Source organism: Streptomyces sp. MspMP-M5, from assembly GCF_000373585.1.
Classification (GTDB): Bacteria; Actinomycetota; Actinomycetes; order Streptomycetales; family Streptomycetaceae; genus Streptomyces.
Genome location: NZ_KB891854.1, coordinates 95,638 through 120,258 on the forward strand (window position 1 = coordinate 95,638; position 24,621 = coordinate 120,258).

At 72.7% G+C, this 24,621-nt stretch carries 23 protein-coding genes; 14 read left to right on the forward strand and 9 right to left on the reverse strand.

The window, feature by feature from the left end; genetic code table 11:
- Window positions 1–55: 55 nt before the first annotated feature.
- Window positions 56–1,375 carry a DUF2252 family protein gene (locus B073_RS0103595; RefSeq protein WP_018536721.1) on the reverse strand — a complete coding sequence of 440 codons (1,320 nt, stop codon included), beginning with the start codon at window positions 1,373–1,375 and terminating at the stop codon, window positions 56–58.
- A 345-nt stretch (window positions 1,376–1,720) separates the two neighbouring features.
- Here B073_RS0103595 and dnaE point away from each other — a divergent pair, with 345 nt between their 5' ends.
- A complete protein-coding gene (gene dnaE / locus B073_RS0103600; RefSeq protein ID WP_018536722.1) occupies window positions 1,721–5,269 on the forward strand; it encodes a DNA polymerase III subunit alpha in 3,549 nt (1,182 codons plus the stop codon).
- A gap of 129 nt (window positions 5,270–5,398) precedes the next feature.
- Here the strand turns inward: dnaE and B073_RS47050 are convergent, their stop codons facing one another.
- Window positions 5,399–5,563: a hypothetical protein gene (locus B073_RS47050; RefSeq protein ID WP_018536723.1), complete on the reverse strand. Its 165-nt coding sequence runs from the start codon at window positions 5,561–5,563 to the stop codon at window positions 5,399–5,401.
- 269 nt (window positions 5,564–5,832) lie between these two features.
- Here B073_RS47050 and B073_RS0103610 point away from each other — a divergent pair, with 269 nt between their 5' ends.
- From B073_RS0103610 to B073_RS39020, 4 genes are all read left to right on the forward strand, one after another.
- Entirely contained in the window at window positions 5,833–7,101 is a 1,269-nt protein-coding gene (locus tag B073_RS0103610; protein ID WP_018536724.1) for an NYN domain-containing protein, read from the forward strand.
- Between the two features lie 115 nt (window positions 7,102–7,216).
- Complete coding sequence (locus B073_RS0103615; protein ID WP_018536725.1) at window positions 7,217–8,206, forward strand: ATP-binding cassette domain-containing protein; 990 nt, start codon at window positions 7,217–7,219, stop codon at window positions 8,204–8,206.
- A 106-nt stretch (window positions 8,207–8,312) separates the two neighbouring features.
- A complete protein-coding gene (locus B073_RS0103620) occupies window positions 8,313–9,158 on the forward strand; it encodes an ABC transporter permease (RefSeq protein ID WP_018536726.1) in 846 nt (281 codons plus the stop codon).
- An 86-nt stretch (window positions 9,159–9,244) separates the two neighbouring features.
- Window positions 9,245–9,967 (forward strand): DUF2567 domain-containing protein, encoded by a 723-nt coding sequence (locus tag B073_RS39020; protein WP_018536727.1) that lies wholly within the window; start codon window positions 9,245–9,247, stop codon window positions 9,965–9,967.
- A 251-nt stretch (window positions 9,968–10,218) separates the two neighbouring features.
- Here the strand turns inward: B073_RS39020 and ybaK are convergent, their stop codons facing one another.
- The 3 genes from ybaK to B073_RS0103640 form a co-directional block, all read right to left on the reverse strand.
- Window positions 10,219–10,743: a Cys-tRNA(Pro) deacylase gene (gene ybaK, locus B073_RS0103630; RefSeq protein WP_018536728.1), complete on the reverse strand. Its 525-nt coding sequence runs from the start codon at window positions 10,741–10,743 to the stop codon at window positions 10,219–10,221.
- 65 nt (window positions 10,744–10,808) lie between these two features.
- Complete coding sequence (locus B073_RS0103635) at window positions 10,809–11,546, reverse strand: LON peptidase substrate-binding domain-containing protein (RefSeq protein ID WP_026247028.1); 738 nt, start codon at window positions 11,544–11,546, stop codon at window positions 10,809–10,811.
- A gap of 48 nt (window positions 11,547–11,594) precedes the next feature.
- The gene (locus B073_RS0103640; RefSeq protein WP_026247029.1) at window positions 11,595–13,196 is read right to left on the reverse strand and encodes a hypothetical protein; all 1,602 of its coding nucleotides are present in this window, start codon (window positions 13,194–13,196) and stop codon (window positions 11,595–11,597) included.
- Window positions 13,197–13,590: 394 nt separating this feature from the next.
- Between B073_RS0103640 and hisD the strand changes: the two genes are divergently transcribed.
- From hisD to hisF, 8 genes are read left to right on the forward strand one after another with little or no spacing between them, the layout of a single operon-like run.
- The gene (hisD, locus tag B073_RS0103645; protein WP_018536731.1) at window positions 13,591–14,916 is read left to right on the forward strand and encodes a histidinol dehydrogenase; all 1,326 of its coding nucleotides are present in this window, start codon (window positions 13,591–13,593) and stop codon (window positions 14,914–14,916) included.
- 8 nt (window positions 14,917–14,924) lie between these two features.
- A complete protein-coding gene (locus B073_RS0103650) occupies window positions 14,925–16,058 on the forward strand; it encodes a histidinol-phosphate transaminase (RefSeq protein ID WP_018536732.1) in 1,134 nt (377 codons plus the stop codon).
- Window positions 16,055–16,660: an imidazoleglycerol-phosphate dehydratase HisB gene (gene hisB / locus B073_RS0103655; protein ID WP_018536733.1), complete on the forward strand. Its 606-nt coding sequence runs from the start codon at window positions 16,055–16,057 to the stop codon at window positions 16,658–16,660. Before B073_RS0103650 ends, hisB begins: the two co-directional genes overlap by 4 nt.
- The gene (locus tag B073_RS47055) at window positions 16,660–16,824 is read left to right on the forward strand and encodes a hypothetical protein (RefSeq protein WP_018536734.1); all 165 of its coding nucleotides are present in this window, start codon (window positions 16,660–16,662) and stop codon (window positions 16,822–16,824) included. The genes hisB and B073_RS47055 overlap by 1 nt, the downstream gene beginning before the upstream one ends.
- Entirely contained in the window at window positions 16,815–17,495 is a 681-nt protein-coding gene (gene hisH, locus B073_RS0103665; RefSeq protein ID WP_051093904.1) for an imidazole glycerol phosphate synthase subunit HisH, read from the forward strand. Before B073_RS47055 ends, hisH begins: the two co-directional genes overlap by 10 nt.
- A gap of 14 nt (window positions 17,496–17,509) precedes the next feature.
- On the forward strand, window positions 17,510–18,232 hold the full coding sequence (gene priA / locus B073_RS0103670) for a bifunctional 1-(5-phosphoribosyl)-5-((5-phosphoribosylamino)methylideneamino)imidazole-4-carboxamide isomerase/phosphoribosylanthranilate isomerase PriA (RefSeq protein ID WP_026247032.1): 723 nt from the start codon (window positions 17,510–17,512) through the stop codon (window positions 18,230–18,232).
- A 40-nt stretch (window positions 18,233–18,272) separates the two neighbouring features.
- Complete coding sequence (locus tag B073_RS0103675) at window positions 18,273–18,683, forward strand: Rid family hydrolase (RefSeq protein ID WP_018536737.1); 411 nt, start codon at window positions 18,273–18,275, stop codon at window positions 18,681–18,683.
- Window positions 18,684–18,689: 6 nt separating this feature from the next.
- A complete protein-coding gene (gene hisF, locus B073_RS0103680) occupies window positions 18,690–19,445 on the forward strand; it encodes an imidazole glycerol phosphate synthase subunit HisF (RefSeq protein WP_018536738.1) in 756 nt (251 codons plus the stop codon).
- Between the two features lie 13 nt (window positions 19,446–19,458).
- Here the strand turns inward: hisF and B073_RS0103685 are convergent, their stop codons facing one another.
- The 3 genes from B073_RS0103685 to B073_RS0103695 are packed head-to-tail and all read right to left on the reverse strand — an operon-like array spanning window position 19,459 to window position 22,809.
- Window positions 19,459–20,202 carry a succinate dehydrogenase/fumarate reductase iron-sulfur subunit gene (locus B073_RS0103685; protein WP_018536739.1) on the reverse strand — a complete coding sequence of 248 codons (744 nt, stop codon included), beginning with the start codon at window positions 20,200–20,202 and terminating at the stop codon, window positions 19,459–19,461.
- On the reverse strand, window positions 20,199–22,148 hold the full coding sequence (locus B073_RS0103690) for a fumarate reductase/succinate dehydrogenase flavoprotein subunit (protein WP_018536740.1): 1,950 nt from the start codon (window positions 22,146–22,148) through the stop codon (window positions 20,199–20,201). Before B073_RS0103690 ends, B073_RS0103685 begins: the two co-directional genes overlap by 4 nt.
- A gap of 1 nt (window position 22,149) precedes the next feature.
- The gene (locus tag B073_RS0103695) at window positions 22,150–22,809 is read right to left on the reverse strand and encodes a succinate dehydrogenase (protein WP_018536741.1); all 660 of its coding nucleotides are present in this window, start codon (window positions 22,807–22,809) and stop codon (window positions 22,150–22,152) included.
- Window positions 22,810–23,002: 193 nt separating this feature from the next.
- On the opposite strand from B073_RS0103695, the gene B073_RS0103700 reads away from it, so the two are divergent.
- A complete protein-coding gene (locus tag B073_RS0103700; RefSeq protein WP_018536742.1) occupies window positions 23,003–23,902 on the forward strand; it encodes a LysR family transcriptional regulator in 900 nt (299 codons plus the stop codon).
- Between the two features lie 39 nt (window positions 23,903–23,941).
- Here B073_RS0103700 and B073_RS0103705 read toward each other — a convergent pair whose 3' ends face one another.
- Window positions 23,942–24,574 (reverse strand): TIGR03085 family metal-binding protein, encoded by a 633-nt coding sequence (locus tag B073_RS0103705; RefSeq protein ID WP_018536743.1) that lies wholly within the window; start codon window positions 24,572–24,574, stop codon window positions 23,942–23,944.
- Window positions 24,575–24,621 lie beyond the last annotated feature (47 nt).

Consider the following 24,621-nt stretch of genomic DNA (forward strand, 5'->3'; position numbering starts at 1 on the left):
GGGGCCGGCTAAAGGGGTACTAAGGGGGCACGCCCGTGTGGTCGGACTCGCTCGTCTAGACGACCGGGAACCGGCCGTCGCGGAGCAGGTCGACGAAGATCCGGTGGTCGGCGCGGGCGCGGGCCGCGCCGGCGTGCGCGAAGTCCGCCAGCAGCGGTCCAAATCCGTCCTCGTCGGCCGCGAGGGCGGCGTCGACGGCCCGCTCGGGCCGGAACGGCACCAGCGGATGCCGCTGCTTGCCGTCGCCCGCGGCGTGCGCGGCCGCGGTGACCCGGCCGAGCCCGGCGACGGCCGCGGCGATCTCCTCCGGGTCGTCGAGCGCGGACCAGTCCAGCCCGGCCGTGTACGGGGCGACCTCGCCCACCAGGAGGCCCACGCCGTCCAGCGCGGTCCAGCCCAGCCACGGATCGGCGTGCGCCTGGAGGGCCCGCCGGGCCAGCGCCGCCCGGTGCCCGTCGTGCCGGACGTGCTCCGCGACGTCCGGGACCGGGCGGTACCGGGCGAGCGACGAGGCCGGCGCCGGCCGCACGGTCAGCACCACATCGCTCTCCAGGACGTCGCTGGCGCCCTCCAGCAGCAGGTCGTAGGCGGCCGCGCCGTCCGTGCCGGGGCCGCGCCGGCCCACCACGTCCTTGATCCGGTACGCCTCGGGGCGGGCCGGGCCGGTCTCCGGCAGCGTCTCCAGATAGCCGTCGAACGCCGCCAGGACCGTGTAGCGGGCCGCCGCGTCCAGCTCGACGACGCCGCGGCCGCCGGTGAACCGCCGCTCCCCGTCGGACAGCTCGGTCAGCGGCGCCAGCAGCCCGGCCCGGGTCCGGCCGCGGGCCGCGCGCAGCACCGCGAGCAGCGGGCCGTCGGCGGTGTCCAGGGTGCACGGCGGCGCCGCGTCCGCGCCGGAGGCCAGCGCGTGGACGTGCTCCCGGTAGGACGCGGCGAAGGCCCGCACCAGTTCGGTGATCCGCGCATCGCTCAGCCCCCGGGCGTGGCCGAGCAGCGCCACCGAGGTCGCGCACCGCTTCAGGTCCCAGGTGAACGGGCCGACGTATCCCTCATCCGATCCGGTGACGCCGAACACCAGACGGCCCGTGGCGTCCAGGTAGGCGCCGAAGCTCCCGGCGTGCAGATCGCCGTGGATCCACACCCGGCTGGTCCGCTCGTCCAGATACGGCGCTCCCTGTGCACCCGCGCCGGAGGCCGCCAGGTCGTGGTGGAACAGGGCCGCGGCGCCCCGGAAGAACGCGGTGGGGGAGCCGGCCATCCGGCGCAGGGCCGGCCCGGGGACGGCGTCGAGGGCGGCGAGGATCGCCCCGTCGCGACGGTCGGTGTCCTGGCCGGGGTGCGTGCTGTGCCGGGCCGGGGCATGGGGGATCGGCATCGCTGGTGCCTCCTGGAGTGCCGGGAAAGCTGACGGAAAACGGACGGAAAGCGGACGGAGATCAGACCGGAGAACGCACGAGGGCGCCCGGGAGTGCCCGGCGGTCCGCCCGGCGGGGCCCCGGCGGCGTCCCCGGCGGACTCCGGGCGGGCGCGGCGCGGGACGCCGCCCGTCGCGGCGGCCGTCGCCCCGGAGGGTCGCCGGGTGCCCCGGATCCGGCCGCCGCTGTCAGTCCCGGGTCGTAGACTTCAACACCGTCCCACCCATCCCTCCCGACCTCTCCGCCCGCCCCTTCCGACCGCTCCCGACGACCCTGACGACTGTCACCACCGGAGGTTCAGCGCCGTGGCCAAGCCGCCCTTCACGCACCTGCATGTCCACACCCAGTACTCGCTGCTGGACGGTGCGGCGCGGCTCTCCGACATGTTCAAGGCGTGCCAGGACATGGGGATGACGCACATCGCCATGTCCGACCACGGCAACCTCCACGGTGCCTACGACTTCTTCCACTCCGCGAAGAAGGCCGGGATCACCCCGATCATCGGGATCGAGGCGTACGTCGCCCCCGAGTCGCGGCGCAACAAGCGCAAGATCCAGTGGGGCCAGCCGCACCAGAAGCGCGACGACGTCTCCGGCTCGGGTGGTTACACCCACAAGACGATCTGGGCGGCGAACAGCACCGGTCTGCACAACCTCTTCCGCCTCTCCTCCGACGCCTACAAGGAGGGCTGGCTCCAGAAGTGGCCCCGGATGGACAAGGAGACCCTCTCCCAGTGGTCCGAGGGCCTGATCGCCTCCACCGGCTGCCCCTCGGGCGAGCTCCAGACCCGGCTGCGCCTGGGCCAGTACGACGAGGCCCTGAAGTCCGCCGCCGAGTACCAGGACATCTTCGGCAAGGACCGGTACTTCCTGGAGCTGATGGACCACGGCATCGAGATCGAGCGCCGGGTGCGCGACGGCCTGTTGGAGATCGGCAAGAAGCTCGGCATCCCCCCGCTGGTCACCAACGACTCGCACTACACCTACGCCCACGAGGCGACCGCGCACGACGCGCTGCTGTGCATCCAGACCGGCAAGAACCTCTCCGACCCCGACCGCTTCAAGTTCGACGGCACCGGCTACTACCTCAAGTCCACCGACGAGATGTACGCCATCGACTCCTCGGACGCCTGGCAGGAGGGCTGCCGCAACACCCTGCTGGTCGCCGAGCAGGTCGACACCACCGGCATGTTCGAGAAGCGCGACCTGATGCCGCGGTTCGACATCCCGGAGGGCTTCACCGAGGTCACCTGGTTCCAGGAGGAGGTCCGGCGCGGCATGGAGCGCCGGTACCCGGCCGGCGTCCCCGAGGACCGCATGAAGCAGGCCGAGTACGAGATGGACGTCATCATCCAGATGGGGTTCCCCGGCTACTTCCTCGTGGTCGCCGACTTCATCATGTGGGCGAAGAACAACGGCATCGCGGTCGGCCCCGGCCGTGGCTCCGCGGCCGGCTCGATCGTCGCCTACGCCATGGGCATCACCGACCTCGACCCGATCGAGCACGGCCTGATCTTCGAGCGGTTCCTCAACCCCGAGCGCGTCTCCATGCCCGACGTCGACATCGACTTCGACGAGCGCAGGCGCGTCGAGGTGATCAGGTACGTCACGGAGAAGTACGGCGCCGACAAGGTCGCCATGATCGGTACCTACGGCAAGATCAAGGCCAAGAACGCCATCAAGGACTCCGCCCGCGTCCTCGGCTACCCGTACGCCATGGGCGACCGCCTCACCAAGGCCATGCCCGCCGACGTCCTCGGCAAGGGCATCGACCTCGACGGCATCACCAACCCCTCGCACCCGCGCTACAACGAAGCCGGCGAGATCCGGGGGATGTACGAGAACGAGCCGGACGTCAAGAAGGTCATCGACACCGCCAAGGGCGTCGAGGGCCTGGTCCGGCAGATGGGCGTGCACGCGGCCGGCGTGATCATGTCCAGCGAGCCCATCATCGACCACGCCCCGGTCTGGGTGCGGCACACCGACGGCGTCACCATCACGCAGTGGGACTACCCGCAGTGCGAGTCGCTCGGCCTGCTGAAGATGGACTTCCTGGGCCTGCGCAACCTCACCATCATGGACGACGCCCTGAAGATGGTGAAGGCCAACAAGGGCATCGACCTGGAGCTGCTCTCCGTCCCGCTCGACGACCCCAAGACCTTCGAACTCCTCTGCCGCGGCGACACCCTCGGCGTCTTCCAGTTCGACGGCGGCCCGATGCGCTCGCTGCTGCGCCAGATGCAGCCCGACAACTTCGAGGACATCTCCGCCGTCTCGGCCCTGTACCGCCCGGGCCCGATGGGCATGAACTCGCACATCAACTACGCCGAGCGCAAGAACGGCCGCCAGGAGATCACCCCGATCCACCCGGAGCTGGAAGAGCCGCTCAAGGAGACCCTGGGTCTGACCTACGGCCTGATCGTCTATCAGGAGCAGGTGCAGAAGGCCGCCCAGATCATCGCCGGCTACTCCCTCGGCGAGGCCGACATCCTCCGCCGCGTGATGGGCAAGAAGAAGCCCGAGGAACTGGCCAAGAACTTCACCATCTTCCAGGCCGGCGCCAAGAAGAACGGCTACTCCGACGAGGCCATCCAGGCCCTGTGGGACGTCCTGGTCCCGTTCGCCGGCTACGCCTTCAACAAGGCGCACTCCTCCGCGTACGGCCTGGTCACCTACTGGACCGCCTACCTCAAGGCCAACTACCCGGCCGAGTACATGTCCGCGCTGCTGACGTCCGTGCGCGACGACAAGGACAAGTCCGCGGTCTATCTGAACGAGTGCCGCCGGATGGGCATCAAGGTCCTCCCGCCGAACGTCAACGAGTCCGAGGCCAACTTCGCCGCCCAGGGCGACGACGTCATCCTCTTCGGCCTCACCGCCGTGCGGAACGTCGGCCAGAACGTCGTCGACTCGATCATCCGCTGCCGCAAGGCCAAGGGGAAGTACTCCTCCTTCCCCGACTACCTCGACAAGGTCGACGCGGTGGTCTGCAACAAGCGCACCACCGAATCGCTGATCAAGGCCGGCGCCTTCGACGAGATGGGCCACACCCGCAAGGGCCTGACGGCGCACTACGAGTCGATGATCGACAACGTCGTCCAGGTCAAGCGCAAGGAGGCGGAGGGCCAGTTCGACCTCTTCGGCGGGATGGGCGACGCCGGCGACGGCACCGCCGACGGCCCCGGCTTCGGGCTGGACGTGCAGTTCTCCGAGGAGGAGTGGGACAAGACGTATCTGCTCGCCCAGGAGCGCGAGATGCTCGGTCTCTACGTCTCCGACCACCCGCTTTTCGGCCTGGAGCACGTGCTGAGCGACAAGGCGGACGCCGCCATCGCCCAGTTGACCGGCGGCGACTACTCCGACGGCTCGATCGTCACCATCGGCGGCATCATCTCCGGCCTCCAGCGCAAGATGACCAAGCAGGGCAACGCCTGGGCCATCGCCACCGTCGAGGACCTCGCCGGCTCCCTCGACTGCATGTTCTTCCCGGCCACGTACCAGCTGGTGTCGACCCAACTCGTCGAGGACACCGTGGTGTTCGTCAAGGGCCGCCTCGACAAGCGGGAGGACGTGCCGCGGCTGGTCGCCATGGAGATGATGGTCCCCGACCTCTCGGAGGCCGGCGCCAACGCCCCGGTGACGATCACCATTCCGGCGGTGAAGGTGACCCCGCCGATGGTCGAGAAGCTCGGCGAGGTGCTCAGCAGCCACCGCGGCTCCACCGAGGTCCGCATCCGGCTGCAGGGCGTGCGGAAGACCACGGTGCTCCGCCTGGACCGCCACCGGGTCACCGCCGACCCGTCGTTGTTCGGTGATCTGAAGGTGCTGCTCGGCCCGTCCTGCCTGGCCGGCTGAGGCATCCGGCCGGGGCGCCGCCCCGGCCCGGTACGACGAGGGGCGCGCCCGCACGGTTCGGGCGCGCCCCTCTCAAGTCATCAGTGGCGCACGTCGGTTGGGGGACCGCACGGCGGCCCGGCCGGACCGTCAGTTGTGGCCGAAGCGGCGCTGCTGCTTGCGTGCGACGTCCGCCGGGCTGCCCTGGGCCTGCGAGTGCGAGATCGCTTCGAGGGTCGACTTCTCGGACTGCTGCTGACCGCGCTGGGGCTGACTCTCCTTGGACTGCTTCCGGTCCTTCTTGTTCTTGGCCATGATCGTGCCTCCTGAGGGGGATCTTGGGATCGGCCGGAATCAGACTTACACGGCGGACAGATCCCTGCATTTCGGGCAATTACCCTGGGTGACAACGGCAGTTACGCGCCGTGCGGACGGCCGAACGTGAATCCGCCACGCCGAAGATCGAGTTCGCGCAGATAACCCCCGTTCGGTCGGGCAGACTCGAAGGAAGCCGAAGAGCACTCGTGCCACGGGCCGAGCCGGGGGGCGACCGGACTTCAGCACCTCAGGGAAGAGGGTGGAACGTGGACCGCTGCGTCGTCCTGGTGGACGCCGGGTATCTGCTCGGTGCCGCCGCCAGCCTGCTCGCCGGAGAACCCGCCCGTTCCCGGATCACCGTCGACCACGCCGCCCTCATCCAGGGACTGCGCCGGCGCGCCGAGGCCGACACCGAACGGCCGCTGCTGCGCATCTACTGGTTCGACGGCGCCCCCGACCGCGTCCCGCAGCCCGAGCACCGCCGGCTGCGGGTGATGCCCCGGGTCACCGTCCGGCTGGGCGCCCTGACCCGCAGCGACGGGCGCTGGGCGCAGAAGGGCGTGGACGCCGCCATGCACGCCGAGCTGACCGAACTCGCCCGCAACCGCGCCTGCTCCGACATCGTGCTGGTCACCGGCGACGGCGATCTGCTGCCCGGCCTGATGTCCGCCAAGGAGCACGGCGTCGCCGTCCACCTCTGGGCCGTCCAGGCCGCCGACGGCGACTACAACCAGTCCGAGGACCTGGTCGCCGAGGCCGACGAACGGCGGGTGCTGGACCGCGCCTGGATCACCGGCGCGGTCCGCGCCAAGGAGCTGGGCGGCCCCTGCGCCCCGCCGCCCGCCCCGCGCCCCGAGATCGCCGCGATCCTCTCCGCCCCGCTCCCGGAGACCGCGGTCGCCGCCGCGGCGGCCGCCGCCTCCGGCCCCGACGCGGTGGACGGCCACGACGGACCGTCGGGCCCGGCCTCGGCCGCCGACGACGGCGGGCCGGTCGGCGAGAGCGGCCCCGGCGGCTCCCGCGGCGTCCCCACCCCCAAGGACCTCGCCGGCCTCGGCCGGCCCGCGCTGCAGAACTCCGCCCCCGGCCCCGCGCAGAACGGCAGCCAGCCCGCCGCCACCCTCCGCTGGTCCTCCGACAAGGGCTGGATCGAGCGCAGCGGCCCGCTCGGCGAACCGGCCGAGACCGCCTCGCTGCCCACCCTCGCCCAGCTCACCAGCGCCGAACAGCGCTGGGCCGACCGCGAGGAGGACATCACCGCCGTCGGCGGCGACCCCTTCGAGGTCGGCCAGGTCTTCGCCCGCCGCTGGACCGAGCGGCTCTCCGACGCCGTCCACCTCCAGCAGCTCTCCACTGAGTACCCCCGCATCCCGCACCGCATCGACGGGGAACTCCTCCGCTACGCCGCCCGCTTCGGCCTGCTCGCCCACAAGGACGACCAGATCGACGAGCACGACCGCTACGCCATCCGGGCCGGCTTCTGGCGCGAGGTCGACCTCCGCACCGCCGCCGAACACGCCCCGGCCGGCGACTGACCGCCCGGCCCGAAGCTGTGCGCCGGCTGTGCGCGCCGGTCCCGGGCGGCCCCCGGGACCGGCGGCCGCCCCGGGCCGCGTACCCTCGTAGCTCGTGAAGACGGGCGCAAAACAGGTGGAGCACGGCGCGCCGGTGTGCGTCGTGCGGGACCTGGTCAAGACCTATCCCGCGCCGCGCGGGCGGCGCGGGGCGGAACGCGCGCCGGCGGTACGCGCCAGCGACGGCATCAGCCTCGACGTCCGCCGCGGCGAGATCTTCGGGCTGCTCGGCCCCAACGGCGCCGGCAAGTCCACCCTGGTCCGCCAGCTGACCGGACTGCTCCGGCCGGACGCCGGCAGCATCGTCGTCCTCGGCCACGACCTGGTGCGGCACCCGGAGCGGGCCGCGCGGCTGCTGGGCTATCTCGGCCAGGAGTCGACCGCGCTGGACGAGCTGACCGTCTCCCTGGCCGTGGAGACCACCGGCCGGCTGCGCGGCCTGGACGCCGCCGCGGCCCGCGCCGAACGCGACGCGGTCCTCGACGAGCTGGGCCTCGGGCCGCTCGCCGGCCGGGCGCTGAAGAAGCTCTCCGGCGGCCAGCGGCGGCTGGCCTGCTTCGCCACCGCGCTGATCGGCGAGCGCCCGCTGCTGGTGCTGGACGAGCCGACCACCGGCATGGACCCGGTCGCCCGGCGGGCGGTGTGGGCCGCGGTGGACCGCCGCCGCGCCGAGCGGGGCGTGACCGTCGTCCTGGTCACCCACAACGTCCTGGAGGCCGAGAGCGTGCTCGACCGGGTCGCGGTGATCGACCGGGGGCGGGTGATCGCCTGCGACACGCCCGGCCGGCTGAAGGAACTGGTGGGAGAGGAGGTCCGGCTGGAGCTGGTCTGGCGGGACCGGCCGCCGCTCGACGTCCCCGAGGTCGCCGCGCTGGCCGCCGAGGCCCGTGCCACCGGCCGCCGCTGGACCCTGCGGCTCCCCGCCGACCGGGCCCGCTCCGCGGTCACCGCGGTCACCGCGGGCCCCGCCTTCGCGGCCCTGGACGACTTCACCCTGGCCACGCCGAGCCTGGAGGACGTCTACGTCTGTCTGGGCGGGCGCGCGGAGGGGCTGGTGAAGGCGTGAGCACGGCGGCGCCCCCGGCCCGGGGCCGGACGAGCAGGAACGCGGGCGGGCGGCCGCTCGTGCGCACGACGGACCGACCGCGTGTCGAGGAAAGCCGGGTGGCGGCATGAGTGTGATGTCCGCGCGGACAGCGACCGGACCGGCCGGCGGAGCGGGACCGGACGACGGGACCGGACCGGACGACGGGGCCGGCGCCGCCGCCCCGCTCGCGCCCCGGGCCCGGCTGCTGCCCGCCCTCGGTGCCGTCTACCGCGCCCAGCTCTCCCGGGCCCGGGTCGCCCGGATACCGCTGCTGTTCGTCGCCACCTTCCAGTCCGTCGGGATCATGGTCCTGCTGCGCGGGGTGGTCAGCGGCGGCGACCCGGCCTGGTCGGTGGTCTCCGGCTCCGCCGTGCTGGTCGTCGCCTTCGTCGCGCTGAACCTCCTGGCCCAGTACTTCGGTCAGCTGCGGGCCGGCGGCGGCCTCGACCACTACGCGACGCTGCCGGTGCCGCCGGCCGCCGTGGTGCTCGGTGCGGCCGCCGCCTACGCCTCCTTCACCGTGCCGGGCACGGCGGTCACCGCGGTCGTCGGCTGTCTGCTGTTCCAGCTGCCGATGGCCCACCTGTGGGTGCTGGTCGCGGTGGTGCCGCTGGCCGGCGCGGCGCTGTCCGGGCTCGGCGCGGCCCTCGGGCTGCTCGCCCCGCGCCAGGAACTCGCCACCCTCGGCGGCCAGTTGGGCATGTCGGCGGCGCTGCTGCTGGGGGTGCTGCCGGCCGGGCGGATGCCCGAGCCGATCGGCTGGGCCCGCGATCTGCTGCCCTCCACCTACGGGGTGGAGGCGCTGGCGCGCACCTTCGCCCCGCACCCGGACTGGCCCGCGGTCGCCGGCGACCTCGGCATCTGCGCGGCCGTCGGGGTGCTCTCGCTGGCCGTGGCCACCTGGGCGTACCGCCGGGCGGCGGTCCGGTGAACGACGGCACCGGCGCGGCAGGCGCACACGGGGCACGCGGGCGTCCTGCTGCCGGGACCACGGCGCCGGCCTGGCACGATGACGGGGTGACCGCAGCGCAGACGCCCCACGAGAACCAACCGCCCGAAGAGCCCCACCGGCACCCGTCGGCCGCCGGCGGGGAACCCGGCGACTCAGCCGGCCCCGACTCCGGCGCACCCGCCGCATCGGCCGCGGCCGGCGAATCCACCGCACCCGGCACCTCCGCCGGTCGCCCCGAGCTGGCCCGCGAACTGCGCGAAGGCGTGCTGATCGCGCTGGCCGTCGCGGTGAGCGGGGTGCTGCTGGGCGTGCTGTGGGCCTGGCTGGCGCCGCGCGTCCCGCTGATCGCGGACACCCGCAACGTCTACCTCAAGAACACCGAGGGCGAGGAGGCGATCGGCGCCGACGGCACCTTCTTCCTGCTGGCGTTCGGCTTCGGCGTGGTCACCGCGGCCGTGGTCTTCCTCCTCCGGCGCCGCGGCGGCATCCCGCTCGTGGTGTCGCTGGCCGCCGGCGGGCTGCTGGGCGCGGTGCTGGGCTGGCTGACCGGCATGTGGCTGGGCCCCACGCCGGACGTGGTCGCGCACGCCAAGCAGGTCGGCGCCGGGGTCGTCTTCGACGGCCCGCTGCGGCTCCAGGCCAAGGGCGCCCTGCTGGCCTGGCCGATCGCCGGGATGATCACCCAGATCGCGCTGACTGGGCTCTTCGGGCCGCGCGATCCGGAGGCCGACGCGCTGATGGTGCCGGACTGGTCCGGACACCACCAGCAGCCGCCGACGGCCGGCTGAACCGCCCCGCCGGCCGCCCCTCAGGACGGCCGGCGGCCGTGGTTGGCGCGCCCCTTCCGGACGCGCCACTTCCGCTTACGGGTCCTCTTCGACATGGCGTACCTCCTCCCCGGTCGTAACCGAGGACGGGTGCCCGCGGAAGCCCCACCGCGGCGCCGGCGGCGACACCCGGGGGCGCGCGGCGGCACCGACGGGGCTTACGGACCTGCCCGGCGGATCAAGGGCGCGGGCCCGGACCCCGGCTCACTTATCTAGCCCCGTGCGATCGGCGCGACCCGGGCGTCCGTCAGGGCGACCAGGTCGCCGGGGGAGAGCTCGACCTCCAGGCCGCGCCGGCCCGCCGAGACGCACACCGTCGGCCGGCCCTCCGCCGAGGCGTCCACGACCGTCCGCAGCCGCTTGCGCTGCCCCAGCGGCGAGATCCCGCCCCGCACATAGCCGGTGCTGCGCTCGGCCGCCGCCGGATCGGCCATCGCGGCCCGCTTGCCGCCCACCGCGGAGGCCAGCGCCTTCAGATCCAGCGAGCCGGAGACCGGGACCACGGCCACCGTCAGGGCACCGTCCACGTCCGCCAGCAGCGTCTTGAAGACCTGGTCGGGGGAGACGCCGAGCGCCTCGGCGGCCTCCTCGCCGTACGAGGCCGCCGCCGGGTCGTGGTCGTAGGCGTGCACCGTGAACGGGACACCGGCCGCGGTCAGCGCCACCGTCGCGGGCGTGCCCCCGGCCTGCGCGGCGCCCTTCTTCCCCTGCTTCGGTTTCTTCGGCTGCTTCGTCAACGTGTCTCGCCTCGTTCGAACGCGGAGCCGGCGGCCCCGGGACCGTATCTCGTGCTGCCGGTGCGTCAGTTGGGACTGGTCGGCTGCCGGGTCAGCTCCACGGCCGGCAGCGACGGGAGCTTACCGATCACCGCCGCCTCCCGGCGAAGGAGTTCCAGCTCCTGACGCAGCCGGTCCGCGGTGTCCGGCGCCGCCAGCAACTGCTGCTTGGCGGGCACGTCCAGCACGGCCGCCGCGGCGACCAGGTACGACAGCACCGACGGGTCGGCGGGCAGCTCCTGGTCGCCGGTCAGGGTCCGCTCGTTCGCCCAGGCCAGCCGCTTCTGATAGGTGCGGAAGGCCCGCACCACACCGGACGCCAGGGCGCCCGCGCCCTCCCCGTGGTCCTCCTCCAACGGCTCCAGCTCGCCCGTCAGATACGGCCCGGAGGCGTCCACCGACAGTAGCCGGAAGCGGGTGGTGCCGGTGGCCAGGACCTCGTAGCCGCCGGCCGCCTTCTGCTGGATGGTCGCCGCGTCCGCGACGCAGCCGACCGTGTGGAAGGCCACGATCGGGTCGTCGCCGAAGCCCGCGGCCGGGCCGGTGGCGGTCGGCGCGGTGGCGTCCGGCAGGCCCGGCGCGGTGAACGCGACCTCCCGGCCGTCCCGGATGGCGACCACCGCGAACCGGCGGTCGTCCTCGGGCCGCTCCAGCAGATCGCGCATCATGGCCCGATATCGCGCCTCGAAGACGTTCAGCGGCAGCACCAGGCCCGGGAACAGCACCGAATTGAGCGGGAACAGGGGCAGACGCACGGAGGACACAGTCCGTAAGCCTACGGCCTGTCCGGCGCGTCCCGACCGGGGCCGCCCCTACTGCCGCCGCAGCAACCGGGAGGCGCCGGTCGCGATCGTCGTCGCCAGGACCCACCCCGCCATGATCATCACCGCCGCCACCCACTGGGCGGCACCGCCCGGTTTCCACGCGCCGCCCTGGTAGAGGTCTATGACCGGCAGCAGCAGGTCCAGGGAGTAGAGGTACGGGTTCCACGGCGGCGCCTCGTCGTGCTTGAGGGGCGGCGGCGGGTACGCGGCGAAGTACGCCGTGCCGAGCGCCCACAGGATCGCCATCCACACCGCGGCCCGCCCCGGGCGGTAGCCGTACGCCACCGTCCAGTCCTGGAGGAAGCCCCACGCCTTCGCCGCCAGCGGCAGCGTCTCGCGCCGCCGCCGCTGCTTGGCCAGCAGCACCTCCCGGGCGTCCGCGTCCTCCCCCATCGCGCGCAGCGAGGCGGCCAGCATCTCGTACGGCTCGGGCGCGTACTCCGGGGTCGCCGCGGCCACCCACTGGAGCCGCAGCGCCAGCGGGAAGTGGCCGCGCGGGATCAGCGTCTCGTAGGCGAAGCCGGCCATCATCAGCCCGCCCAGCCCCGGCCAGCTCGCCGACTTGTCGACGAGGTTGACGACCCGGGCGCCGGAGAGGATCACCCGGCCGCGCTGCGGGCGCTCGCCCAGGAACCGCAGCTCCGGCGTCTGGATGCGGCGCAGCGACAGCTCCTGGTCGGACTCCATGATGAACCGCGCGTGCTCCAGGTCCACCGCGTCCCCGAACCGCCCGTCGTCCAGCCGCACCCCGCCCTCGCACTCGAAGCGCTGCATCCGGGTGCCCCGGGCCGGGGTGTGGGTGATGCCGTACGGGGGCGTGGCGCCGCTGGAGAACGGGGAGTTGGCCAGGCCCGCGGCGGTCAGATAGAGGGTGCGCTCGACGGTCAGCTGGGGGGCGTTCAGCGCCCGGCGGCCGAACGGATTGCTCAGGTGGCTGCCGCGCAGGCTCAGCGACACCCCGACGGTGGCGCCGCGCAGCGACAGCTCACCGTAGGACTCCAGCATCTCGGCCTGGAGGTCCTGGGCGACGGTCATCCCGTCCGCCATGACCGAGCGGCCCTGCCGGTCCTTGTGCACCACGACCTGATTGAGCATCAGGTCGGTGCCGATGTGGGCGTCGGTCAGCCGGATGCCCGAGTGGACCACGCACCGCGGCAGATGCAGATCGCCCTCGGTGTGCAGCCGGGCCGCCTCCAGCCTGGGTATCGCGCAGTTCACCATCCGCAGGGTGGTGAACCGGCTCTCCGGCAGCAGCACCTCGGCCTCGAAGCGGCAGTCCCGCAGCTCCACGAATGGCTTGATCGTGCCGCCCGCAAGGTCGAGAGTGTCCGTGATGTACGCACCGGTCAGGTGCAGCCCGGACACCCGGCCCGGCTGCGCCGGCGGCCCGTCGAGCAGCAGCAGCGCCACCACCCGGGCCCGGACCCGGCGCTCCGGGCCCCACAGGTGCTGCCCGTGCGGATCGTCCCGGGACGGGTCGCCGCTGTGGAGGTTGCAGGTGCTGCCGTTGCGGAACGCCTGCCACATGCTCCATTCCGCGGACGTCAGTCGCAGGTCGGCAGGCGCGTCGCCGTCCCTGGCTCCGGTCACTGTGGCTCCCCCTCGCTCTCGCGGTGCCTGCCGGCAGGCCGTCTGTGGTGGTCGCTCGTTCGTCGTCTCGTGTTCGCCGTGCCGCGCGCGGTGCCCCGGACACCGGCCGGGGGCGGTGCCCCGGTGGCCGGGACCCTGGCCCCGGCGGTGCGGTATCCGGTCCCGATACCTGTTCGGACGCGTCCCGGCGGGCGCCGTTCCGCCCGCCCCGCGGGGCTCCCCGTGGGCCCGCACCGACCCCTTGCCCGCCCGGTGACGGGTTGAACACGCGTGGTCAGGGCCAACTCCGGTCAACTTCGCGGTCCGGTCCGGCGGTCGTCCGGCCCGTCCGCACTACGTATCACTCACTGATACGGGCGCTCGGGCCCGGCGGCGGGTCTGAGACACTGGGGGAGTGATCTCCCGAATCGATCTGCGTGGTGCCGCCCTCCCCGAGGGCGCCGCCCTGCGCGACCTGCTGCCCCGTGCCGAGTTCGACGTGGAAGCCGCCCTGGAGAAGGTCCGGCCGATCTGCGAGGACGTACGCCATCGCGGCACCGCGGCGCTGATCGAGTACGCGCGGCGGTTCGACGGTGTCGAGATCGAGCGGGTCCGGGTCCCGGCCGAGGCCCTCACCCAGGCGCTCGACGCGCTGGACCCGAAGGTCCGCGCCGCCCTGGAGGAGTCCATCCGGCGCGCCCGGATCGTCCACCGCGAGCAGCGCCGCACCGACGTCACCACCACGGTCGTGCCCGGCGGCACGGTCACCGAGCGCTGGGTCCCCGTCGAACGGGTCGGCCTCTACGTCCCCGGCGGCCGGTCGGTCTACCCCTCCTCCGTCGTCATGAACGTCGTCCCCGCCCAGGAGGCCGGCGTCGGCTCGCTCGCCGTCGCCTCCCCGCCGCAGCGTGACTTCGGCGGCCTGCCGCACCCGACGATCCTCGCCGCCTGCGCCCTGCTCGGCGTCGACGAGGTCTACGCCGCGGGCGGCGCCCAGGCCGTCGCGATGTTCGCCTACGGCACCGACGAGTGCGCCCCGGCCAACCTCGTCACCGGCCCCGGCAACATCTACGTCGCCGCCGCCAAGCGCCTGCTCAAGGGCCGGATCGGCATCGACTCCGAGGCCGGGCCCACCGAGATCGCGGTCCTCGCCGACGCGACCGCCGACCCGGTCCACGTCGCCGCCGACCTGATCAGCCAAGCCGAGCACGACCCGATGGCCGCCGCGGTCCTGGTCACCGACTCCGAGGAGCTGGCCGACCGCACCGAGAAGGAGCTGGCCCCGCAGATCGAGGCCACCAAGCACGTCGAGGACCGCATCGTGCCGGCGCTGTCCGGCCGGCAGTCCGCGATCGTCCTGGTCGACGGCCTCGACGAGGGCCTCGCGGTGGTGGACGCCTACGGCGCCGAGCACCTGGAGATCCAGACCGCGGACGCCGCCGCGGTCGCCGCCCGGGTCCGCAACGCCGGCGCGATCTTCGTCGGCCCCTACGCCCCGGTCTCCCTCGGCGACTACTGCGCCGGCTCCAACCACGTCCTGCCCACCGGCGGCTGCGCCTGCCACTCCTCCGGCCTGTCCGTCCAGTCGTTCCTGCGCGGCATCCACGTCGTGGACTACTCGCGGGACGCGCTGGCCGACGTCGCCCACCATGTGGTGACCCTCGCCGAGGCCGAGGACCTCCCGGCCCACGGCGCGGCGATCAAGGCAAGGTTCGGCTGGACGGTACCCCCGAGCAAGTGAGCAGGCACGTGACCAGGATCGACGATCTCCCCATCCGGGACGAGCTGCGCGGCAAGTCCCCTTACGGCGCGCCGCAGTTGGACGTCCCGGTGCGCCTCAACACCAACGAGAACCCCTACCCGCTCCCCGAACCGCTGGTCCGGCGGATCGCCGAGCGGGTCACCGAGGCAGCCCGGCACCTCAACCGCTACCCCGACCGGGACGCGGTCGAGCTGCGCACGGAGCTGGCCGCCTACCTCACCCGCACCGCCGGCCACCCGGTCACCACCGGCCAGGTCTGGGCCGCCAACGGCTCCAACGAGGTCATCCAGCAGCTGCTCCAGACCTTCGGTGGCCCCGGCCGCACCGCCCTCGGCTTCGAGCCGTCGTACTCCATGCACGCGCTGATCTCGCGCGGCACCGGCACCGGCTGGATCTCCGGCCCGCGCAACGACGACTTCACCATCGACGTGGCGGCCGCCCGCGCTGCCATCGCCGAGCACCGGCCCGACGTGGTCTTCGTCTGCTCGCCCAACAACCCCACCGGCAGCGCCGTCGGGGCCGACACCGTCCTCGCGCTGTACGAGGCCGCACAGGCCGCCCGGGCGGGCAGCGGGGGCGCGCTGGTGGTGGTCGACGAGGCGTACGTCGAGTTCAGCCACCGCCCGTCGCTGCTGCCGCTGATCGAGGGCCGGCCGAACCTGGTCCTCTCCCGGACGATGTCCAAGGCGTTCGGCGCCGCCGGGCTCCGGCTGGGCTACCTCGCCGCCGACCCCGCCGTGGTCGACGCCGTCCAGCTGGTCCGGCTGCCGTACCACCTCTCGGCGGTCACCCAGGCCACCGCGCTCGCTGCCCTGGAGCACACCGATACCCTGCTGTCGTACGTCGAGCAGCTCAAGGGCGAGCGGGACCGCCTGGTCACCGAACTGCGTGCGAGCGGCTGCCAGGTCGTCGACTCGGACGCCAACTTCGTCCAGTTCGGCCTCTTCGACGACGCGCACGCCGCCTGGCAGGCGATCCTCGACCACGGCGTGCTGGTCCGCGACAACGGCGTACCGGGCTGGCTGCGGGTCACCGCCGGCACCCCGGCCGAGAACGACGCGTTCCTCGACGCGGTGCGCGCGGTGCTGAAAGAACGCAGCCTGAAGGAGAACAAGCGATGAGCGGGGCGACCGCCCGCGTGGGGCGCGTGGAGCGCACCACCAAGGAGACGACGGTGCTGGTCGAGATCGATCTCGACGGCACCGGCCAGGTCGACGTCTCGACCGGCGTCGGCTTCTACGACCACATGCTCGACCAGCTCGGCCGGCACGGCCTCTTCGACCTCAAGGTCAAGACCGACGGCGATCTGCACATCGACACCCACCACACGATCGAGGACACCGCCCTCGCGCTGGGCGCCGCCTTCAAGCAGGCGCTCGGCGACAAGGTCGGCATCTACCGCTTCGGCAACTGCACCGTCCCGCTGGACGAGTCGCTGGCCCAGGTGACCGTCGACCTCTCCGGCCGCCCGTACCTGGTGCACACCGAGCCGGAGAACATGGCGCCGATGATCGGCACCTACGACACCACGATGACCCGGCACATACTCGAGTCCTTCGTGGCCCAGGCCCAGATCGCGCTGCACGTCCATGTCCCGTACGGGCGCAACGCCCACCACATCGTGGAGTGCCAGTTCAAGGCGCTCGCCCGGGCCCTGCGCTACGCCAGCGAGCGCGACCCGCGGGCGGCCGGCATCCTCCCCTCCACGAAGGGCGCGCTCTAGTGAACGGCCTGTCCACCGTCTTCATCCTCGTGGGCCTCTTCCTCCTCGGCGGGGTCTACTCGTTCTGGAAGCAGAAGATCCCCAAGTCCGTGATCACCCTGATGGCCATCGCCTCGGCGATGTGCCTGGTGGCCGGGGTGATGCGGCTGGAGGTATGGAATTGAGCGCCGCACAGCAGACCGCGCCGCAGTCGGCGACGGCCGCCAAGAAGGTCGTGGTCCTCGACTACGGCTTCGGCAACGTCCGCTCCGCCGAGCGGGCCCTGGCGCACGTCGGCGCCGACGTGGAGATCACCCGCGACTACGACGCCGCGATGAACGCCGACGGGCTGCTGGTGCCCGGCGTCGGTGCGTTCGCCGCGTGCATGCGCGGGCTGAAGGAGGTCCGCGGCGACTGGATCATCGGTCGCCGGCTGGCCGGCGGCCGCCCGGTGATGGGCATCTGCGTCGGTATGCAGATCCTCTTCGGGCGCGGCATCGAGCACGGTGTGGAGACCGAGGGCCTCGACGAGTGGCCCGGCACGGTCGGCCCGCTCAAGGCCGAGGTCGTCCCGCACATGGGCTGGAACACCGTCCGCGCCGCCGAGGGCTCGCGGCTCTTCGCCGGGCTGCCCGCCGACGCCCGCTACTACTTCGTGCACTCCTACGCGGTCCACGACTGGGAGCTGGAGATCGGCAACGTCCAGATGGCCGCGCCGAAGGTCACCTGGGCCACGCACGGCGAGCCGTTCGTCGCCGCGGTCGAGAACGGCCCGCTGTGGGCCACCCAGTTCCACCCCGAGAAGTCCGGCGACGCCGGTGCCCAGCTCCTCTCCAACTGGATCAGAACCCTGTGAACCCCGTGAACGCTGTGAAGAAGCTTGAACTGCTGCCCGCCGTCGACGTCCGCGACGGCCAGGCCGTCCGCCTGGTGCACGGCGAGTCCGGCTCGGAGACCTCCTACGGCGATCCGCTGCAGGCCGCCCTGGCCTGGCAGTCGGCCGGCGCCGAGTGGCTGCACCTGGTCGACCTGGACGCCGCCTTCGGCACCGGCGACAACCGCGCGCAGATCGCCGAGGTCGCCCGCTCCATGGACATCAAGGTCGAGCTGTCCGGCGGCATCCGCGACGACGACTCGCTGGCCGCCGCCCTGGCCACCGGCTGCACCCGGGTCAACATCGGCACCGCGGCGCTGGAGGACCCCGAGTGGGTCGCCAAGATCATCGCCGAGCACGGCGAGAAGATCGCGGTGGGCCTGGACGTCCGCGGCACGACCCTGCGCGGCCGCGGCTGGACCCGTGACGGCGGCGACCTCTACGAGACGCTGGCCCGCCTGGACTCCGAGGGCTGTGCCCGCTACGTCGTCACCGACATCAACAAGGACGGCACCCTCCAGGGCCCCAACCTGGAGCTGCTGAAGAACGTCTGCGCGGCCACCGAGCGCCCGGTCGTCGCCTCCGGCGGCGTCTCCTCCCTCGACGACCTGCGGGCGATCGCCGCGCTGGTGCCGGCGGGTGTCGAGGGCTCCATCGTGGGCAAGGCGCTCTACGCGAAGGCGTTCACCCTCGAAGAGGCACTGGCGGCGGTGTCGTAGGCCGCGGGTGCCGCAACCGGCCCCACAGGAAGGCGGCGTGATGAGCATCGAGCGGGTTCGGACCGACAGTCCCTGGGAAGAGTCGATCGGCTTCGCACGCGCGGTGGCCGCCGGTGACCGGGTCCTGGTCGCCGGCACCATGCCGCTGGTCGGCGGCGTCCTCCAGGGCGAGGGCGATCCCTACGTCCAGACCAAAGTGGCCTTCGGCAACGCGCTGGCGGCGCTCAAACCCTTCGGGCTGGGCGCCGCCGACGTCCTGCGCACCCGGATGTACCTGACCCACCTGCGGGACGCGGACGCCGCCGCCCGCGCCCACCGCGAGCTGTTCGAGGCCGCGCCGCCCGCCACCACCCTGGTGGTGGTCTCCGGCTTCGTCGACTCCCGGGTCCTGGTGGAAGTAGAACTAGAAGCGTTCCGGGACACCTCCCGGGACACCGAACGAGAGGGCTAACCCGTCATGACCCTGGCGGTCCGCGTCATTCCCTGCCTGGACGTCGACAACGGCCGCGTCGTCAAGGGCGTCAACTTCCAGAACCTCCGCGACGCCGGGGACCCGGTCGAGATGGCGAAGGTCTACGGCGAGGAGGGCGCCGACGAGCTGACCTTCCTCGACATCACCGCGTCCTCCGGCAACCGCGAGACCACCTACGACGTGGTCCGCCGCACCGCCGAGCAGGTCTTCATCCCGCTGACCGTCGGCGGCGGGGTGCGCACCGCGGAGGACGTCGACAAGCTGCTGCGGGCCGGCGCCGACAAGGTCGGGGTCAACACCGCCGCGATCGCCCGCCCGGAGCTGATCGAGGAGATCGCCGAACGCTTCGGCAGCCAGGTCCTGGTCCTCTCCGTCGACGCCCGCCGCACCGCGTCAGGGTCCTTCGAGGTCACCACGCACGGCGGTCGCCGCTCGGCCGGGATCGACGCCGTGGAGTGGGCGCACCGCGCCGCGGAGCTGGGCGCCGGGGAGATCCTGCTGAACTCCATGGACGCCGACGGCACCAAGGACGGCTACGACGTGGAGATGATCGAGGCGGTCCGCCGGCACGTCTCCGTCCCGGTCATCGCCTCCGGCGGCGCCGGCCGCCTCGGCCACTTCGCGCCCGCGGTGGCGGCCGGCGCCGACGCCGTACTGGCCGCCTCCGTCTTCCACTTCGGCGATCTGCGCATCGGCCAGGTCAAGGACGCGCTGCGGGCGGCCGGCCACCCGGTGCGGTGACCGGCCCGCCCGGTCAGCGCTGCCGGCGCGCCGCCCGGACGAACTCCCGGTTCATCCGCGTGATGCTGAACAGCGGGATGCCCTTGGGGCAGGCGGTGGCGCACTCGCCCGCCAGCGTGCAGCCGCCGAACCCCTCCGCGTCCATCTGGGCCACCATGTCCAGCACCCGGGACTCGCGCTCCGGCGCGCCCTGCGGCAGCACGTTGAGGTGGTTGACCTTCGCGGACGTGAAGAGCATCGCCGCGCCGTTGGGGCAGGCCGCGACGCAGGCGCCGCAGCCGATGCACTCGGCGTGCTCGAAGGCGGCGTCGGCGTCCGGCTTCGGCACCGGCGTGGCGTGCGCCTCCGGTGCGGAGCCGGTCGGCGCGGTGATGTAGCCGCCGGCCTGGATGATCCGGTCGAAGGCCGAGCGGTCGACGACCAGGTCCTTCACGACCGGGAAGGCCGCCGCCCGCCAGGGCTCCACGTCGATGGTGTCGCCGTCCTTGAAGGACCGCATGTGGAGCTGGCAGGTGGTGGTCCGCTCCGGGCCGTGCGCGTCGCCGTTGATGACGAGCGAGCAGGCCCCGCAGATGCCCTCGCGGCAGTCGTGGTCGAAGGCGACCGGGTCCTCGCCCTTGAGGATCAGCTCCTCGTTGAGGGTGTCGAGCATCTCCAGGAAGGACATGTCCGGGGATATGTCGTCCACCTCGTAGGTGGACATGGCGCCGTCGGCGCCGGCGTTCCGCTGCCGCCAGACGCGCAGGGTGAGCCTCATGCGTAGCTCCGCTGGGTGGGGTGGACGTACTCGAAGACCAGGTCTTCCTTGTGCAGGACGGGGGCCGTGCCGGTGCCGGTGAACTCCCAGGCCGCCGCGTAGCCGAACTCCTCGTCCCGGCGGGCGGCCTCGCCGTCCGGGGTCTGCGACTCCTCGCGGAAGTGGCCGCCGCAGGACTCGGCGCGGTGCAGCGCGTCGAGGCACATCAGCTCGGCGAGCTCCAGGTAGTCGACGATGCGGTTGGCCTTCTCCAGCGACTGGTTGAACTCTTCGCCGGTGCCCGGCACCTTGATGCGCCGCCAGAACTCCTCGCGGATCTGCGGGATGCGCTCCAGGGCCTTGCGCAGGCCCGCGTCGGTGCGGGCCATCCCGCAGTACTCCCACATGAGTGCGCCGATCTCGCGGTGGAAGGAGTCGGGGGTGCGGTCGCCGTCGACGGCCAGCAGCAGGTTCAGCCGGTCCTCGGTGTCGGCCAGCACCTCCTGGACGACGGGGTGTTCGCAGGTGACCGGGTCCTGGTGCGGGTTGCGCGCCAGGTAGTCGTTGATCGTGGACGGCAGGACGAAGTAGCCGTCGGCCAGGCCCTGCATCAGCGCGCTGGCGCCGAGCCGGTTGGCGCCGTGGTCGGAGAAGTTGGCCTCGCCGATCGCGAACAGCCCCGGGACGGTGGTCTGCAGGTCGTAGTCGACCCACAGGCCGCCCATCGTGTAGTGCACGGCCGGATAGATCCGCATCGGCACCCGGTACGGATCCTCGTCGGTGATCCGCTGGTACATGTCGAAGAGGTTGCCGTACTTCGCCTCGACGGCCGCACGGCCCATCCGCCGGATCGCGTCGGCGAAGTCCAGGTAGACGCCCTGCCCGCCGGGGCCGACGCCGCGGCCCTCGTCGCAGACGTTCTTGGCGGCCCGGGAGGCGATGTCGCGCGGGACCAGGTTGCCGAAGGAGGGGTAGATGCGCTCCAGGTAGTAGTCGCGCTCGTCCTCGGGGATCAGGTGCGGCGGGCGGGTGTCGCCCTTGGCCTTGGGCACCCAGATCCGGCCGTCGTTGCGCAGCGACTCGCTCATCAGCGTCAGCTTCGACTGGTGGTCGCCGGTGCGCGGGATGCAGGTCGGGTGGATCTGGGTGAAGCAGGGGTTGGCGAAGTGCGCGCCGCGGCGGTGGGCCCGCCACACCGCGGTGGCGTTGGAGTTCATGGCGTTCGTCGACAGGTAGAAGACGTTGCCGTAGCCGCCGGAGGCGAGCACCACCGCGTCCGCGAAGTGGGCGGAGATCTTCCCGGTGACGAGATCCCGCGCCACGATGCCGCGGGCCCGCCCGCCGACGACGATCAGGTCCAGCATCTCGGTACGCGGATGCAGCTCCACGTTCCCCGCGGCGATTTGCCGGGACAGCGCCTGGTAGGCGCCGAGCAGCAGCTGCTGGCCCGTCTGGCCGCGGGCGTAGAAGGTGCGGGACACCTGGACGCCGCCGAAGGACCGGGTGTCGAGCAGACCGCCGTACTCGCGGGCGAACGGCACGCCCTGCGCCACGCACTGGTCGATGATCTCGACCGAGATCTGCGCCAGCCGGTGGACGTTGGACTCCCGGGCCCGGAAGTCGCCGCCCTTGACGGTGTCGTAGAAGAGGCGGTGGACGGAGTCGCCGTCGTTGCGGTAGTTCTTCGCGGCGTTGATGCCGCCCTGCGCGGCGATCGAGTGGGCCCGGCGCGGCGAGTCCTGATAGCAGAACTGGACGACGTGGTAGCCCTGTTCGGCGAGGGTGGCGCCGGCCGAGCCGCCGGCGAGCCCGGTGCCGACGACGATGACCGTGTGCTTGCGCCGGTTGGCGGGGTTGACGAGCTTCGCCTCGAAGCGGCGGGTGTCCCAGCGCTCGTGGATCGGGCCGGCGGGGGCCTTGGTGTCGGCGGCCGGTTCCCCGGTCGTGTAGTCGGTGTAGGGGGTCATCTCAGCTCACCACTCCGGTCATGACGCCCACGGGGACGGCGATGAAGCCGGCCGTGAGCAGCAGCGCGAGGACGTTGGCGACGGTCTTCAGGGCCCGGTCGCGGGCCCGGCTGCCGACGCCGAGGGTCTGGGCGGCGCTCCAGAAGCCGTGCCGGATGTGCAGCCCGAGGGCGAGCATCGCCACGAGGTAGATGACGTTGCCGTACCAGGTGGAGAAGGTGTCCACGACGTTCTGGTACGGGTGGCCCTCCTGGAATCCGCCCGGGTGCACGGTGCCGGTCGTCAGGTCGAGGACGTGCCAGACGATGAACAGGCCGAGGATGACCCCGCCCCACCGCATGGTGCGCGTCGCATAGCTCGCCCGCCGCTTGCGGTGCACGTACTTGCTGGGCCGCGCCCTGATGTCGCGCCGGCTGAGCTGGTACGCGGACGTGGCGTGGGCGACCACCGCGACGACGAGGACGGCCCGGATCAGCCAGAGCGTCCACTCGTAGTGCATGAAGGGCTCGCCGACGGTGCGCAGCCAGTGCCCGTAGTGGTTGAACTCCGCGGGCCCGAAGAAGATCTTCAGGTTCCCGATCACATGGGCGACCAGGTACAGCAGCATGATCAGGCCGCTGACGGCCATCACCGTCTTCTTGCCGACGGAGCTGTCCCACATCGTGCGCCCGCCCGTCGCCCGACCACCGCCCCTCACGGAGCGCTGCCGCGCGCTGTGCTGATTCGACGACCGCCGGTCCGTCCGCGTTGCCAATGCCATGAGGCCGACGGTAGGGATGCGGCCCGCCATCAGTCCAAGACATGGTGGAGCTGATCTCCATAGGCTGGACCTATCGTTGATCTATATTCGCCCCATGCAGCTGCAGCAGCTCCGCTATTTCACGGCCGTGGCCGACACCCGCCACTTCACCCGCGCCGCCGAGCGCGAACACGTCGCCCAGCCCTCGCTCTCCCAGCAGATCCGCGCCCTGGAACGGGAGTTGGGCGCCGAACTCTTCCACCGCGCCCGCGGCCACATCACCCTCACCGACGCCGGCGAGACGCTGCTGCCGCTGGCCCGCCGGATCCTCGCCGACACCGAGACCGCCCGCCGCGAGGTCCAGGAGGTCGCCCAGCTGCGCCGCGGCCGGCTCCGCCTCGGCGCCCCGCCCAGCCTCTGCGCCAGCCTCGTCCCCGACGTGCTCAGCGCCTTCCACGCCGGCTATCCGGGCGTCGAGCTGATCGTCACCGAGGACGGCTCCCAGGACCTCGTCCGGGCCCTGGCCGACGGCGAACTGGACCTGGCGCTGATCATCACCCCGCTGCCCGGCCAGGCCCCGGCACTGGCCACCGCCGAGCTGCTGCGCGAGGAACTGGTCGTGGTCTCCGCCCCCGGCCGCCCGGCCCCGGTGACCGGCCGGCGCACCCGGATCCGCGTCGAGGACCTCCGCGGCCGCCCGCTGGCGATGTTCCGCCGCGGCTACGACCTGCGGGAATTCACCACCGCGGCCTGCCGTGCGGCCGGTTTCGAACCCACCTTCACCGTCGAGGGCGGCGAGATGGACGCCGTGCTCGGCTTCGTCCGGGCCGGGCTCGGCATCGCCGTCGTCCCCAGCATGGTCGCCGAACGCTCCGGCCTGCGCGTCACCCCGTTCGCCACCCCCGGCATGCACCGGGTGGTCTCGGTCGCGCACCGCGGCGACGTCTCACCGCCGCGCGCCGCCCGCGAACTCGACCGCATCCTGCGGGCCCACCTGGCGAAGGGCACGCCCTGAGGCCCGCGTGCGCCGGGCGCCGGGGCCGAGGCGCCCCGGTCACACCCCCAGCTCCGCCTCCAGCGCCCGCGCCACCGCGTCCTTGTCCCCGTCCAGCTCGACCTGTGCCGCCTCCTGCCGCCCGAACGCGAACAGCGTCAGCTCGCCCGGCTCGCCGGTGACCGTCACCACCGGAGTGCCCCGATGCGCCACCGCCGTCTGCCCGTCCGGCCGCCGCAGCACCAGCCCCACCGGCGCCTTGCGGCCCAGCACCCGGGCCGCCCGCTCCAGCCGCGCCCACAGCGCGTCCGCGAAGACCGGGTCCGGCTCGCGCGGCGCCCAGTCCGGCTGGGCCCGCCGCACGTCCTCGGCGTGGACGTAGAACTCCACGGTGTTGGACGCCTCGTCGATCGGCTTCAGCGCGAACGGCGACATCCTCGGCGGGCCGGTCCTGATCAGCCGGAGCAGCTCCTCGTACGGCTTCGCCGCGAACTCCGCCTGCACCCGCTCCAGCCGTGCCGCCAGCGGCTTGACCAGGAGGCCCGCCGACGCGTCGGCGCGCCGCTCGCGCACCACCACGTGCGCGGCCAGCTCCCGCGTCGTCCAGCCCTCGCACAGCGTCGGCGCCTCGGGGCCCGCGCTCTCCAACAGGTCGGCCAGAAGGAGCCGTTCACGCTTCGCATGGGTCGACATACGGCCAGCCTACGACCGCCCCGCCCCGCCTGCCACGGCGCATACGC

Excerpts from the sequence above, each read along its gene's own strand:
- B073_RS0103675 (WP_018536737.1), top strand. The coding sequence starts at position 18,273 with ATGAGCATCGAGCGGGTTCGGACCGACAGTCCCTGGGAAGAGTCGATC.
- B073_RS0103690 (WP_018536740.1), bottom strand. The coding sequence starts at position 22,148 with ATGACCCCCTACACCGACTACACGACCGGGGAACCGGCCGCCGACACC.
- B073_RS47050 (WP_018536723.1), bottom strand. The coding sequence starts at position 5,563 with ATGGCCAAGAACAAGAAGGACCGGAAGCAGTCCAAGGAGAGTCAGCCC.
- hisB (WP_018536733.1), top strand. The coding sequence starts at position 16,055 with ATGAGCGGGGCGACCGCCCGCGTGGGGCGCGTGGAGCGCACCACCAAG.
- B073_RS0103685 (WP_018536739.1), bottom strand. The coding sequence starts at position 20,202 with ATGAGGCTCACCCTGCGCGTCTGGCGGCAGCGGAACGCCGGCGCCGAC.
- hisH (WP_051093904.1), top strand. The coding sequence starts at position 16,815 with ATGGAATTGAGCGCCGCACAGCAGACCGCGCCGCAGTCGGCGACGGCC.
- B073_RS0103595 (WP_018536721.1), bottom strand. The coding sequence starts at position 1,375 with ATGCCGATCCCCCATGCCCCGGCCCGGCACAGCACGCACCCCGGCCAG.
- B073_RS0103620 (WP_018536726.1), top strand. The coding sequence starts at position 8,313 with ATGAGTGTGATGTCCGCGCGGACAGCGACCGGACCGGCCGGCGGAGCG.
- hisF (WP_018536738.1), top strand. The coding sequence starts at position 18,690 with ATGACCCTGGCGGTCCGCGTCATTCCCTGCCTGGACGTCGACAACGGC.
- B073_RS0103700 (WP_018536742.1), top strand. The coding sequence starts at position 23,003 with ATGCAGCTGCAGCAGCTCCGCTATTTCACGGCCGTGGCCGACACCCGC.
- B073_RS0103695 (WP_018536741.1), bottom strand. The coding sequence starts at position 22,809 with ATGTGGGACAGCTCCGTCGGCAAGAAGACGGTGATGGCCGTCAGCGGC.
- B073_RS0103705 (WP_018536743.1), bottom strand. The coding sequence starts at position 24,574 with ATGTCGACCCATGCGAAGCGTGAACGGCTCCTTCTGGCCGACCTGTTG.